This is a genomic window from Mycobacterium sp. (genome assembly GCF_052144515.1).
Lineage (GTDB): Bacteria > Actinomycetota > Actinomycetes > Mycobacteriales > Mycobacteriaceae > Mycobacterium.
In genome coordinates this window covers 45619-59131 of sequence record NZ_JBKQQD010000147.1, presented here as the reverse complement: position 1 = coordinate 59131, position 13513 = coordinate 45619, and the positions used below count along the sequence as shown (strand labels likewise).

Genomic DNA, 13513 nt, shown 5'->3' with positions numbered 1-13513 from the left:
GACCGCCTGCATGTGGTGGCGCTGCCGATGCGTGTGCGTTTCCGCGGCATCACCACCCGTGAGGTCGCGCTGATCGAGGGCCCGGCAGGCTGGGGGGAGTTCGGGGCATTCGTCGAATACCGACCGCCTGAGGCCGCGCACTGGCTGGCGTCGGCAATCGAGGCCGCCTACCGTCGCCCGCCACCGCTGCTGCGCGACCGCATCCCGATCAACGCCACCGTGCCGGCCGTCGCGGCCGCCCAGGTGGCAGAGGTGCTGGCCCGGTTCCCGGGTGCCCGCACCGCCAAGGTGAAGGTGGCCGAGCCCGGTCAGGCGCTGGCTGACGACGTCGACCGCGTCAACGCGGTCCGCGAACTGGTCCCGACGGTGCGGGTGGACGCCAACGGCGGGTGGAGCGTCGACGAAGCCGCCGAGGCCGCCGCCGCCCTGACCGCCGACGGCCCGCTGGAGTACCTCGAACAACCCTGCGCCACCGTTGACGAACTTGCCGAGCTGCGCCGGCGGATCGAGGTCCCGATCGCCGCCGACGAAAGCATCCGCAAGGCCGACGACCCGCTGGCCGTCGTCCGCGCGCACGCCGCCGATATTGCGGTGCTGAAAGTTGCTCCGCTGGGCGGGGTTTCGGCCCTGCTTGCCATCGCCGCGCAGATCGACATCCCGGTCGTGGTGTCCAGCGCACTCGATTCAGCCGTCGGCATCAGCCAGGGATTGACCGCCGCGGCGGCGCTGCCGCGACTCGGTCACGCCTGTGGGCTGGGCACCGGCGGGTTGTTCGTCGAAGATGTCGCTCAGACCGCTGCGCCGGTGGACGGCAACCTAACGGTCGGTCCGGTGACACCCGACCCGGCGCGGCTGCAGGCGCTCGCTGCCTCTCCCCAGCGTCGGCAATGGTGGATCGACCGGGTCAAGGATTGCTATCCGCTGCTTGTACCGTCGTGCGGGTGACCAACCTGGCTTACGACGACCGCGGGACCGGTGAGCCCGTCGTCTTCATCGCCGGTCGCGGCGGCGCGGGACGCACCTGGCTACCCCATCAGGTCCCGGCGTTCCTGGCGGCCGGATATCGCTGCATCACCTTCGACAACCGCGGGATAGGGGCCACCGAAAACGCCGAGGGGTTCACGACGCAAACCATGGTCGGCGACACCGCCGCGCTGATCGAATCTCTCGACGCCGCCCCGGCGCGCATCGTCGGGGTGTCGATGGGCTCGTACATCGCCCAGGAGCTCATGGTGGCGCGGCCCGAGCTAGTCACCGCCGCGGTGCTGATGGCCACCCGCGGCCGTCTGGACCGCACCCGCCAGTCCTTTCATGACGCCGAGGCGCAACTCTATGCCGCGGGCATCCAGCTGCCGCCCGCCTACGAAACGAAATCGCGTTTGCTGGAAAGCTTTTCGCGGAAGACGTTGAATGACGACGCGGCCATAGCCGACTGGGTCGCGATGTTCAACATGTGGCCGATCAAGTCCACCCCGGGACTGCGCTGCCAGTTAGACGCCGCCCCGCAGACCAACCGGTTGCCCGCCTACCGCAATATCGCCACACCGGTACTGGTGATTGGTTTCTCCGATGACGTGGTGACCCCGCCGCACCTGGGACGGGAAGTCGCCGACGCGCTGCCCAAGGGTCGCTACCTGCAAATACCCGATGCCGGTCATCTCGGTTTCTTCGAACGCCCGGAGGCCGTCAACGCCGCGGTGCTGCAATTCTTCGCCAGCGTCAAGGCCTGATATCGCGCTGGTCAGAGCTGCCACACGAGTCTCCGCGTCGGCAGGTACGCAAATTGTCCGCCTCCGAGCGACAGCCGACCGCCGCGGAGTCGCTCGTAGGTGGACATTAAGCACATGCCCACCCGCCAGAGACCAGTGTGACGGATGGACAAGACGCCTGGGGCGCCCGCTCAGACATTCCGGATCACCCGGCTGTGACACCCTGTAGGAGTGAACCCCTCGACGACACAGGCCCGCGTCGTCGTTGACGAGCTGATCCGCGGCGGCGTCCGCGACGTGGTGCTGTGCCCCGGGTCGCGGAACGCGCCGCTGGCGTTCGCGCTGCAGGAAGCCGACCGTGGCGGCCGGATCCGGTTGCACGTCCGCATCGACGAGCGCACCGCCGGCTATCTGGCCATCGGGCTGGCGATCTCCGCCGACGCGCCGGTGTGTGTCGCGATGACGTCGGGCAGCGCCGTGGCCAACCTCGGACCGGCGGTGGTCGAGGCCAACTACGCCCGGGTGCCGCTGATCGTGCTCTCGGCCAACCGGCCCTACGAGTTGCTCGGCACCGGGGCCAATCAGACCATGGAGCAACTGGGCTACTTCGGCACCCAGGTTCGCGCCGCCATCAGCCTGGGCCTGGCCGAGGACGCACCCGAGCGGCTGGATTCGATGAACGCCACCTGGCGATCGGCGACCTGCCGAGTAGTGGTGGCCGCCAACGGTTCTCGCTCCGCCAACGCCGGACCGGTGCAGTTCGACATCCCGCTGCGCGAGCCGCTGGTGCCGGACCCAGAGCCGCACGGCGCGGTGACTCCGCAGGGCCGGCCCGACGGTAAGCCGTGGACCTACACGCCGCCGGTAACTTTCGACCAGCCGCTGGCCATCGATCTGACGCCCGACACCGTCGTGATCGCCGGGCACGGCGCGGGCGTGCACCCCAACTTGGCGGGATTGCCGACCGTCGCGGAGCCGACGGCGCCCTCTCCGCCATCGGGGGCCAACCCCTTGCACCCGCTGGCACTGCCGCTACTGCGCCCCAAGCAGGTGATCATGCTCGGCCGCCCCACTCTGCACCGCCCGGTGTCGGCGCTGCTGGCCGATCCGCAAGTGCCCGTCTACGCGCTGACCACCGGGCCGCGCTGGCCGGATGTCTCGGGAAACTCGCAGGCCACCGGCACGCGGGCGGTCACCACCGGGACACCGGACCCGGCCTGGCTGCGGCGCTGTGCGGAGGCGAACCGGCACGCCTACGCGGCGGTCCGCAGCCAGTTGGCGGCGCACCCGCTGACGACCGGCCTGCACGTCGCCGCCGCCGTAGTGGACGCGCTGCGGCCGGGTGATCAACTGGTGCTGGGCGCGTCCAACCCGGTCCGCGATGCGGCGCTGGTCGGCCTCAACACCGACGGCATCCGGGTGCGGTCCAACCGCGGCGTGGCCGGCATCGACGGCACCGTGTCCACCGCGATCGGTGCCGCATTGGCCTATGAGGGACGCACCATCGCGCTGATCGGTGACCTGACGTTCGTCCACGACAGCTCCGGGCTGCTGATCGGGCCCACCGAACGGACACCGCAACGGCTGACGATCGTGGTGTCCAATGACAACGGCGGCGGCATTTTCGAACTGCTCGAGCAGGGCGACCCGAGATTCTCCGATGTGTCGGCGCGAATCTTCGGCACCCCCCACGACGTCGACGTAGGCGCGCTGTGTCGCGCCTATCACGTGGAGAGTCGGCAAATCGAAGTCGACGAGCTGCAAGCGGCCCTCGCTGAACCCGGTGTAGGTATGCGGGTACTGGAAGTCAAGGCCGACCGCTCCACGCTGCGGCAGCTACACGCCGCCATCAAGGCCGCGCTATGAGGTTTGAATAATGGCGATATCGCCAAAATCGTTGCTCCACTTACTTATTCACGGACGCAGCGATGAACCACCGAAAACCCGGGCACGGATTGCCCTACGCTGGGTCCGGATCGCCATTCTGATCGTGACCGGTCTGGTCACGCTGCAGTCGCTGCTGCTGGTGGCCGGGGCCTGGCGCGACGACCTGGCAATCCAACGCAACATGGGCGTCGCGCAAGCCGAGGTGCTCAGCGCGGGGCCGCGGCGCTCCACGATCGAGTTCGTCACACCCGAGCGCGTCACCTACCGGCCCGAACTCGGTGTGCTGTACCCGTCCGAATTGGCTACCGGCATGCGGATTTACGTGGAATACAACAAGAAAGACGCGAACCTGGTCCGCGTGCAGCACCGCAACGCCGGGCTGGCGATCATCCCGGCGGGGTCCATCGCAGTGGTGTGCTGGCTGGCCGCAACGATCATGCTGGTGGGTTTGGCGTTGCTGGACAAACGGCTGGATCGCCGCGAAGCGCCGTCCTGACGCTTTGACCAGCAAATTTCGCGCCCCGTATGCCGTCAGGAAACCTTATCGACAGCCGGTGCTGCCACTATTGGTGGCGTGCGCGTTGCGATCGTCGCCGAGTCCTTCCTCCCCCAAGTCAATGGTGTCAGCAACTCAGTTCTTCGGATACTCGAGCATCTGCGCCGAACAGGCCACGAAGCCCTAGTTGTCGCACCCGATAACCCGCCGGGCGAACTCCGGGCGGAACGAATTCACGACGGCATCCGAATCCATCGGGTGCCGTCTCGAATGTTTCCGAAGGTGACCACCTTGCCGCTGGGCGTGCCCGTGCCCGGAATGGTGCGCGCGCTACGCGGATTCGAGCCCCACGTGATCCATCTCGCATCGCCGGCGCTGCTGGGCTACGGCGGCGTGCGGGCGGCTCGCCGTCTGGGCGTGCCGACGGTAGCGGTATACCAAACCGACGTCCCCGGTTTCGCGGCCAGCTACGGCATCGGGATTACGACGCGTGCCGCGTGGGCATGGTTCCGCCACCTGCACGGCCTTGCCGACCGCACCCTAGCGCCGTCCAGCGCGACGATGGAATCCCTTGCTGCCCATCGATTTCCACGGGTACATCAGTGGGCACGGGGTGTCGACATACTACGGTTCGCCCCGTCGGCTCGTGACGAGGAGCTCCGGCGGCGATGGTCACCGGATCACAAACCGATCGTCGGATTTGTCGGGCGGCTGGCGCCGGAGAAGCATGCCGAGCGGCTACGGGCGTTGGCCGCCAACGACGCGGTGCAGCTCGTCATCGTGGGCGACGGCGTCGATCGACAGAAGCTGCAATCAGCAATGCCCACAGCGGTTTTCACCGGTGCGCTGTACGGCGACGAGCTCGCCGCGGCGTATGCGAGCATGGACGTTTTCGTGCATACGGGTGAGCACGAGACGTTTTGCCAAGTCGTGCAGGAAGCACTGGCGTCGGGGTTGCCGGTGATCGCCCCCGACGCCGGCGGGCCACGCGACCTGGTAGCCCCCTTCCGCACCGGACTGCTGTTGGGAGTCAACGAGTTCGAGGCGCGGCTGCCCGAGGCCGTCGCCGCCCTTCTGGAAGAACGCCACCGCTATTCGCAAGCCGCCCGGCGCAGCGTGCTGGGCCGCAGCTGGCCGGTCATTTGTGACGAGCTGCTTGGCCATTACGAGGCGGTGCAGTCGCCCCACGCGCGAGCGCGCATGTCGCGTACGTCGCTTAGGCGATACGCGCAGGGGGAGTGACTAGCCCTGTGCGAGCTCCGCGACCGGCTGCCACTTTTCCCACGTGCGTAGCCGGTTTTCGTAGTCGGCCTTCGCGATAGCCAGCGCCGAAGCGCCGAAGAATGCCCGCAGCGGCGGCTCCTCGGCGTCGACCACCTTCAGCAGCGCGGCCGCCGACGCGTTGGGGTTGCCCGGTTGAGACCACCGCCGACTGCGTTCGGCTTCGGTCGCCGCATGCACCTCGTCATAGCCGGGCAGGCGCTCGGCGTGTTTTGCCGACGAGCCGCCCCAGTCGGTGGAGTAACCAACGGGTTCGATCAACGTGACATGCACGCCGAACGGTGCGACCTCCTGGGCCAGCGACTGGGAGAAACCCTCCAGCGCCCACTTCGAGGCGTGGTAGATGCCGACGCTAGGAAACGCGGTGATGCCGCCGATCGAGGACACCTGGATGATGTGCCCGCTGCGCTGCTCACGCAGGCAGGGCAACGCGGCCTGGGTGATCCACAGCGCCCCGAACACGTTGGTCTCGATCTGGTCGCGTGCCTCTTGTTCGGAGAGTTCCTCGACGAACCCGAATTGGCCGTAGCCGGCGTTGTTCACCACGATGTCCAGCCGACCGAAATGGTTGTGTGCCTGCTTGACCGCCGCGAAGTCGGCGTCTCGATCGGTGACGTCCAGGCGAATCGGCATCAGCGCGTCGCCGTACCGTTCCACCAGATCGTCCAGCGCTGCGGTGTTGCGTGCCGTCGCTGCGACCTTGTCGCCGCGCTGCAACGCGGCGATCGCCCATTCGCGCCCGAATCCGCGCGAGGTACCGGTGATAAACCAAACTTTTTCGCTCACGCAGTTCTGTAACGCATTCGCCGACACACCATTCCCCGGTCCGATTGCCCGGCTCCTCTTCACCCCGCTCTCACCCCGATCCGAGGGCCGCATCGTCGCCGGGCGGAAGGTAGCGTCGACGCCATGAGTCGCGCCGCCCTGGATAAGGACCCCCGGGACGTCGCGTCGATGTTCGACGGCGTAGCCCGCCGCTATGACCTGACCAACACCGTGCTGTCGCTAGGCCAGGATCGGCACTGGCGGCGCGCCACCCGCTCGGCCCTGCGGATCGGGCCGGGTGACAAGGCGCTGGACCTGGCCGCGGGTACCGCGGTGTCCACAGTGGAGCTGGCCAAGTCCGGGGCGTGGTGTGTGGCGGCCGATTTTTCGGTCGGGATGCTCGCGGCCGGCGAAGCGCGCAAGGTGCCCAAGGTTGCCGGTGACGCCACCCGGCTGCCGTTTGGCGACGGCGTATTCGATGCGGTCACGATAAGTTTCGGGTTGCGCAACGTCGCCGACCCGCAGGCGGGGCTGCGCGAGATGGCCCGCGTCACCCGGCCCGGCGGTCGGCTACTGGTGTGCGAATTCTCCACACCCACCAACGCGCTGTTTGCCACCGCTTACAAGGAGTATCTGATGCGGGCATTACCGAAGGTCGCGCGAGCGGTGTCCAGCAACCCCGATGCCTACGTCTACCTCGCCGAGTCGATCAGAGCCTGGCCCGACCAGGCGACGCTGGCGCACCAGATTTCCCGGGCCGGGTGGTCAGCTGTGCGGTGGCGCAACCTGACCGGCGGCATCGTGGCGTTGCACGCCGGATACAAGCCGGCTTAGTGAGTGCCGGCCCGCTGCAGGAAGCCGACCTGGTCAGGGCAGTACTGGTCGATCGCGGCGCCCAGGAACTGGAACGCCTGGCCTTGCGTGGTGCCTCGCGGCAGGTTGTGCTGGATGAAAGTCGCCGACTTGTACGCGTCGCCGTCCACACCCCTGCCGATCCGCTCGCAGCTGATCTTGGCCAGCCAGGCATTGTAGTCCTGCGGGCCGTAAATGCCGTAGGCGTGGAGCTGAGCGTTGAACGGGTAGTCCCAATCGTCGGCCTGTGCCGGTGCGGCCAGTGCGATAGCGGCGGCTGCCATGGCAACCCCGGCAGCGAGGCTCGTCCCCTTCATTAGGCGGACTATACACCTGACTGTTCTAGGAGCCCAGGTTCGCCGACAGTAGCCAGCCGCCAACCGATACGAAGCCATTGGGCTCCTCGCGGACCTCCATGCTCCCGAAGAAGTCCTTCGGCGCCTTGGCGTGCAGCCGGGCTGGCTTGATCTCGTCGACGACCCAGTACTTGGACACCACGTCACGGAGCTCATCCTCGGTGACGGCGTTGATCGGTCCTCCGGACACCGCTGCCCTGTCGAAGACGAGGGCAAAGTAGGACGCACCCGGGGCCGCGGCCCGGACGATCGATTGCTGGTAGCCCTCGCGGGCCTCGACCGGGATGGAATGGAACAACGTGCTGTCGACAATGGTCCCGAACCGGCCGGCTGATCCCGGCGGGAAGCCGGTGAAATCGCTGATGTCGGCCACCGCGAAGCTGACGTTGGTCAGGCCCCGCTTCTCGGCCTCGCGCCGGGCCAGGTCGATGGCGGTCGGTGACAGGTCCAGTCCGACGGTGGTGTAGCCCCGCTCGGCCAGGTGCAGCGAGATGGCTGCTTCCCCGCAGCCAACGTCCAGCACGTCGCCGTGAAACTTGCCCTGCTCGATCAGGGCGGCCAGCTCAGGCTGTGGTTTGCCGATGCTCCACGGCGGGCGGACGCCCTCACCAAACTGCTCGGATTCGCCGCGATACGCCGATTCAAATTGGAAATCTGTCTCAGTCATGCCACCAGATATATCAATCTGGCTGATATATGTCAATGACCTTGATATTGGCGAGCAGACGCAAAAGTCTGCGAAACCATGCTTTTCGGCGACTTTTACGTCTGCTCGGCGTCCTCAGCTGAACGGCGGTCGGCGATCGAGCAGCCGCGACACCCGGCCACCTCCCCGCCACAGCCGCGCCACCCAATCGGCGTCGTCGTCGGTGACCAGGTTGGCCATCACCCGCACGGCAATCGTCATCAGCGCGCTGGAGCGCATCGCGATCGGTCCGGTCGTGGGCAGGAACCGCTGGAAGGTCAGCAACAGCGCGAGTCGGCGCGCGACCGAAAACCCGCGGCCGTAGTGCTGCTGCAGCACCGACGGCCACGCCCGCGACAGGTCGCGCGCGCCCAGCAGCCCCAGCATTTCAGCGGCCAGCCGGCCAGTCTCCAGCCCGTAGTCGATGCCTTCGCCGTTAAGCGGGTTGACGCATGCCGCGGCGTCGCCGATCAGCATCCAGTTCGGCCCGGCCACCCCGGAAACCGCGCCGCCCATCGGCAGCAGCGCCGACGACACCGCGCGCGGCTGGCCGGTAAAGCCCCACTCGTCGCGGCGCAGGTCGGTGTAATACGAAATCAGCGGCCGCAGCGCCAGATCCGCCGGCCGCTTTGACGTCGACAACGCGCCGACGCCGATGTTCACCTCGCCGTTGCCCAGCGGGAAAATCCAGCCGTAGCCGGGCAGCACGGCGCCGTCGGGGGAGCGCAGTTCCAGATGCGACGTCAGCCAGGGGTCGTCGCTGCGGTCGGTGCTGAGATACCCACGGGCGGCAACGCCATACGCCGTCTCCTGATGCCATCGCCGGCCCAGCTTGCGCCCCAGCGAGGACCGGGCCCCGTCGGCGACGATCAGCTCGCGGCAGCCCACCTCGGCGCCGTCGGCCAGCGTCAGCGATACCACCCGTCGCGATGAGTCATGGTGAACGGCAACGGCTTTGGTGCCGAGCAGCATGCGCGCCCCGGACTCCTCGGCGACTTTGCGAATCCGGTCGTCCAACTCCAGGCGGGCCACCGCGCTGCCGGTCGACGGGAACGACGGGCCGGGCCAGTCCACTTCCACCTCGCCGCCGAAACCGCTCATCCGCAAGCCCCGGTGCCGGATGCGGGTATCCAGCCAGTCGCCCAGCCCCATCCGTTCCAGCTCGGCGACCGCGCGCGGCGTCAACCCGTCACCGCAGGCCTTGTCCCGGGGGAAGCTGGCCGAGTCGATGACGAGTACGTCGCTGCCGGCGCGGGCCGCCCAGGCGGCCGCGGCCGATCCCGCGGGTCCAGCGCCCACGACGACCAGGTCGGCGCTGGAGGCTTTGGTTCGCACGCCCACCAGTATGTTGGTCGAATGGGTACTCCGGCGACGGTGGTGACGGGCGTCGACTTCGGCAACGCCGAGTTCGCCGCGACCGTGCGAGACGGGGTTGCGCGGGTCGAGCAGCTGATGGACACCGAGCTGCGCGGTGCCGACGAGGTGATGACCGATTCGCTGCTGCACCTGTTTTTGGCCGGCGGTAAACGATTCCGGCCGCTGTTCACGGTGTTAGCCGCCCAGATCGGGCCTCGGCCGGACGCCTGGGAGGTGACGACGGCAGCCGCGGTCATCGAAATGGTGCACCTGGCGACGCTGTACCACGACGACGTGATGGACGAGGCGGCCGTGCGCCGCGGCGCGCCCAGCGCCAACGCGCGTTGGGGCAACAATGTCGCCATCCTGGCCGGTGACTATCTGTTTGCGACGGCGTCGCGATTGGTATCGCGGCTGGGACCGGAGGCGGTGCGCCTGATCGCCGAGACGTTCGCTCAGCTGGTGACCGGGCAGATGCGCGAGACCCGCGGCGCCGCCGAGGGGGTGGATTCGGTCGAGCACTACCTGAAGGTGGTGCACGAGAAGACGGGCTGCCTCATCGGTGCGGCCGGCCGGTTCGGCGCGATGTTCTCCGGCGCCGACGACGAGCAGGTCGAGCGGCTGGATCGGCTGGGCGGCCTCGTCGGAACCGCGTTTCAGATCTCCGACGACATCATCGACATCGACAGCGAGTCCGAAGAGTCGGGCAAGGTACCCGGCACCGATCTGCGCGAAGGCGTGCACACCCTGCCGATGCTCTACGCGCTGGCCGAGACCGGGCCCGAAGGTGCCCGGCTGCGCGAGCTGCTGGCCGGACCGATAACGGACGACGCAGAGGTCATCGAGGCGCTGACGCTGTTGCGCGCGTCGCCGGGAATGGCGAAGGCCAAGGACGTCCTGGGCCAGTACGCGGCCGAGGCGCGTCACGAGCTGGACCTGCTGCCCGACATCCCCGGCCGCCGCGCACTTGCTGCCCTGGTCGACTACACCATCAGCCGGCAGGGCTAGTGGCGATCGCGAGCGCGGCGGAGCCGGGTGAAGCGGGTCGCCACCGGCAGGGCTAGTGGCGATCGCGAGCGTGGCGGAGCCGGGTGAAGCGGGTCGCCACCATCAGGGCTAGCGGCTCACCGCGCGTCCTGGAACCCAGGTGGTCATCCCGAGCGTTCAATGATTTGTAGTCAGCTTTACCCGTGTGTTCGTAGGAGGACACTGATGACCTGGCATCCGCATGCCAACAGCCTGAAGACGTTCGTCTTGTTGGTCGGTATGTCCACCATGATCGTGGCCGTCGGTGCGATGTTCGGCAGGACGGCGCTGTTTTTCGCGGCGCTTTTCGCTGTCGGGATCAACGTCTACACGTACTTCAACAGCGACAAGCTGGCGCTGCGGGCGATGCACGCGCAGCCGGTCTCCGAGGTGCAGGCGCCGGTGATGTACCGGATCGTGCGCGAGCTGGCCACTGCCGCGCACCAGCCGATGCCGCGGCTGTACATCAGTGACACCAACGCGCCGAACGCGTTCGCCACCGGCCGCAACCCGCGCAATGCCGCCGTCTGTTGCACCACCGGCATCCTGGACATCCTCAACGAGCGCGAGCTGCGCGCCGTGCTGGGACACGAGCTGTCACACGTCTACAACCGCGACATCCTGATCTCCTGTGTCGCCGGCGCGCTGGCCGGGGTGATCACCGCGCTGGCCAACATGGCGATGTGGATGGGAATGTTCGGCGGTGAACGAGACGGCGAGAATCCCTTTGCGCTGCTGCTGGTTTCGTTGTTGGGTCCCATCGCTGCCACGGTGGTGCGGCTGGCGGTCTCGCGGTCGCGCGAGTACCAGGCGGACGAATCGGGCGCGATGCTGACCGGCGACCCGCTCGCGCTGGCGTCGGCGCTGCGCAAGATTTCGGGCGGCGTGCAGGCGGCCCCGCTGCCGCCGGAGCCGCAGCTGGCCAGCCAGGCGCACCTGATGATCGCCAACCCGTTCCGTGCGGGTGAGCGGATCGGTTCGATGTTCTCGACGCACCCGCCGATTGAGGACCGCATTCGCCGGCTGGAGGCCATGGCGCGGGGGTAAGACCCCTGCTACAGCCCGGGCAGGCAGGCCGGGAAGTAACACGGCTGATTAGGGCCCTGAGCCTTCCCGAGCAGGCTGCCGAGGTTGACGAGCGACGGCAGCAGAATCAGGTCCACCCCCGCCTTTTGATCTTGAGGCATATTGCGGGTCTCAAAATCCAAGTTGGTGAGCTGCTGCTGGATCTGTGCTAGTCGCTGATTTCGTTCCGCCGGGGTCAGGCTGCCCCAGGCTGCGTCCAGGTCGACGATTTCCCGCCGCACCTCTTCCGCGTCGGATTGGGGGCTCAGGCTGAAGGCGGGTTGCTGCGGGTAGAAATGGGTGAGTGCGGGTTGCGCCGCCACGTCGGCCTGCGCGGGACTGGCTGTCACCAGCGTGCCGGCCACCAGGCCGGCCATCGCTATCGCTGTGATCCGCATCGATAACTTCTTTTCTGCGGGAGTCGTTGTCTTCCCCGGCATTGGCCGGGGGCAGGTCAGCCAAGACGCCGCCCCCGGCCACCCCACGCAAGACCGGTTCGCTATCGAGGATGCCGCAGAACGCTTGCCGGATCCTCGCGTAATTCTTGCGAAATTCTTGCGTCGCGGGCTGCTTAATCTAGGCGGCTTCGGGCCGTTCGGTTTCGAATAGGTCGCTCACGGTGCGGCGTGCGAGTTGACCGGTCTCGACCACACCCTGGATCCGAACGGTGCCACCTGTGGCTTGGTGCTGTCTCCGCCAGTCGGTAATCGCTTGATGTGCAGCATGATCGAGGTAGTTCACCGAAATGGTGACCTCCACATTCCTGCCGGCAGGGATCGACGCCAGCACGCGTGTCAGCCGAGGCAGTGCGAGGAAGGTGCATGCTCCCTCGACCGTGACGCGCCAGTCCTCACCCACGGGCTCGGCCTCAACGCTGGCCCGGATCACCCGCCATCCGGTCAGCGCGACGGCCAGCGCGAGTCCAATCATCACGCCGTGCATCAGATTGAGGAAGACGACGCTGAAAGTCGTCACTGCGTAGACAGCGAAATCGCGGTTGCGTAGCGCGGTTTCGATATGGGCTGGCTTCAGCAGCTCGATGCCGATCACAATGAGTAGGCCGGCAAGCGCGGCGGTGGGGATCTGTTCGACCAACTCGGCGAACGGAATGGTGAACAGCAGGATCCAGAAGCCGTGCATGATTGTCGAGGCGCGGGTTCTGGCTCCCGCGCTGACATTGGCTGCGCTACGGACGATTACGTCGGCGATGGCAAGGCCACTGACCGCACCGGACACGATGTTGGCTGCGCCTTGTCCGATCAGCTCGCGGTTGAAGTCGGTTCGTGGCCCGTTGTGCATCCGGTCGATCGACACCGCGGTCAACAGGCTCTGGACACTGGTTATGAGCGTGATGGTTACTACGGCGACTACGATCGCGCCCCAGTCGCCGTGCGGGATATCGGGAAGTTCCAGTGCGTCTAGTGCCGAACCCTCGAGGTCGATCCGTCGTACATCGAACGGGAAAACCACGGAGATTACGGTGACGCCAACAATGGCAACCAACGGGCCGGGAATACGGCGGACCTTGGCCGGAACCCGCCGCCAGGCGATCAGGATGACGATCACGAGTACGCCCAGGATGACCCCGTGCCGGTGGGCTCCGATGACTTGCGCCGGAAGCTCAATGACGTTGTGCCAGGCCGTGCTTTTAGATTTGCCGCCCAGTAATACGTGGGTCTGTTGCAGGGCGATCGTGATTCCAATGCCGGCCAGCATCGCGTGCACGACGACGGGCGAGATCGCAAGCGCGGCTCGAGCAACTCGGCTGAGCCCCAACGCGACTTGCAGGACACCTGCGGCGACGGTGATATCGCAGAATCGCACCCAGTCGTTCGAATATTTCTAGGCGCTGCATGGTTAGCTCCCTCGTTGGGCCCTAGCGGGGGACGTTACGTAGACGTAACTAGTTGGCGCACAGGTGATTACGGCGCGACTATTCGCGCCCGGCACGCCTGGCTGCTGCGTTCGACGGTATTGGGGCGGGGCAGCACGGGTCAAGCTGACGAGCCGGGTGCATACGGAACGCAAAGAACTC

The 13513-nt window shown here is 67.1% G+C and carries 13 protein-coding genes and 1 pseudogene; 8 read left to right on the top strand and 6 right to left on the bottom strand.

All coding sequences use genetic code 11. The annotated features are described in order from the left end of the window. Positions 1–27: 27 nt before the first annotated feature. From ACLP9N_RS08910 to ACLP9N_RS08890, 5 genes are all read left to right on the top strand, one after another. Positions 28–945, top strand: a complete 918-nt coding sequence (locus tag ACLP9N_RS08910; protein WP_442407114.1) for an o-succinylbenzoate synthase — start codon at positions 28–30, stop codon at positions 943–945. After that, on the top strand, positions 942–1730 hold the full coding sequence (locus ACLP9N_RS08905; RefSeq protein ID WP_442407054.1) for an alpha/beta fold hydrolase: 789 nt from the start codon (positions 942–944) through the stop codon (positions 1728–1730). The genes ACLP9N_RS08910 and ACLP9N_RS08905 overlap by 4 nt, the downstream gene beginning before the upstream one ends. Before the next feature lie 210 nt (positions 1731–1940). Continuing rightward, the gene (menD, locus tag ACLP9N_RS08900) at positions 1941–3575 is read left to right on the top strand and encodes a 2-succinyl-5-enolpyruvyl-6-hydroxy-3-cyclohexene-1-carboxylic-acid synthase (RefSeq protein WP_442407053.1); all 1635 of its coding nucleotides are present in this window, start codon (positions 1941–1943) and stop codon (positions 3573–3575) included. Positions 3576–3585: 10 nt separating this feature from the next. Further along, positions 3586–4092: a DUF3592 domain-containing protein gene (locus tag ACLP9N_RS08895; protein ID WP_442407052.1), complete on the top strand. Its 507-nt coding sequence runs from the start codon at positions 3586–3588 to the stop codon at positions 4090–4092. A 78-nt stretch (positions 4093–4170) separates the two neighbouring features. Further along, the gene (locus tag ACLP9N_RS08890; RefSeq protein ID WP_442407051.1) at positions 4171–5334 is read left to right on the top strand and encodes a glycosyltransferase family 4 protein; all 1164 of its coding nucleotides are present in this window, start codon (positions 4171–4173) and stop codon (positions 5332–5334) included. Here the strand turns inward: ACLP9N_RS08890 and ACLP9N_RS08885 are convergent, their stop codons facing one another. After that, entirely contained in the window at positions 5335–6159 is an 825-nt protein-coding gene (locus tag ACLP9N_RS08885; protein WP_442407050.1) for an SDR family oxidoreductase, read from the bottom strand. Positions 6160–6282: 123 nt separating this feature from the next. On the opposite strand from ACLP9N_RS08885, the gene ACLP9N_RS08880 reads away from it, so the two are divergent. Continuing rightward, positions 6283–6972: a demethylmenaquinone methyltransferase gene (locus ACLP9N_RS08880; RefSeq protein ID WP_442407049.1), complete on the top strand. Its 690-nt coding sequence runs from the start codon at positions 6283–6285 to the stop codon at positions 6970–6972. Here ACLP9N_RS08880 and ACLP9N_RS08875 read toward each other — a convergent pair. The 3 genes from ACLP9N_RS08875 to menJ form a co-directional block, all read right to left on the bottom strand. After that, positions 6969–7307, bottom strand: coding sequence for a DUF732 domain-containing protein (locus ACLP9N_RS08875; protein ID WP_442407048.1), 339 nt, complete (start codon positions 7305–7307; stop codon positions 6969–6971). The two genes, ACLP9N_RS08880 and ACLP9N_RS08875, sit on opposite strands and share 4 nt — an antisense overlap. Positions 7308–7332: 25 nt before the next feature. Then, positions 7333–8013, bottom strand: coding sequence for a class I SAM-dependent methyltransferase (locus ACLP9N_RS08870; protein WP_442407047.1), 681 nt, complete (start codon positions 8011–8013; stop codon positions 7333–7335). 114 nt (positions 8014–8127) lie between these two features. Then, positions 8128–9366 (bottom strand): menaquinone reductase, encoded by a 1239-nt coding sequence (gene menJ, locus ACLP9N_RS08865; protein WP_442407046.1) that lies wholly within the window; start codon positions 9364–9366, stop codon positions 8128–8130. A 21-nt stretch (positions 9367–9387) separates the two neighbouring features. On the opposite strand from menJ, the gene grcC1 reads away from it, so the two are divergent. After that, positions 9388–10395, top strand: a complete 1008-nt coding sequence (gene grcC1, locus ACLP9N_RS08860) for a nonaprenyl/(2E,6E)-farnesyl/geranylgeranyl diphosphat synthase (protein ID WP_442407045.1) — start codon at positions 9388–9390, stop codon at positions 10393–10395. A 204-nt stretch (positions 10396–10599) separates the two neighbouring features. Then, positions 10600–11460 carry a zinc metalloprotease HtpX gene (gene htpX, locus ACLP9N_RS08855; RefSeq protein ID WP_442407044.1) on the top strand — a complete coding sequence of 287 codons (861 nt, stop codon included), beginning with the start codon at positions 10600–10602 and terminating at the stop codon, positions 11458–11460. An 8-nt stretch (positions 11461–11468) separates the two neighbouring features. Here htpX and ACLP9N_RS08850 read toward each other — a convergent pair whose 3' ends face one another. Next, positions 11469–11876 (bottom strand): hypothetical protein, encoded by a 408-nt coding sequence (locus ACLP9N_RS08850; RefSeq protein WP_442407043.1) that lies wholly within the window; start codon positions 11874–11876, stop codon positions 11469–11471. 178 nt (positions 11877–12054) lie between these two features. Next, positions 12055–13305, bottom strand: a pseudogene (locus tag ACLP9N_RS08845) (SulP family inorganic anion transporter); the annotation flags it as partial. Positions 13306–13513 lie beyond the last annotated feature (208 nt).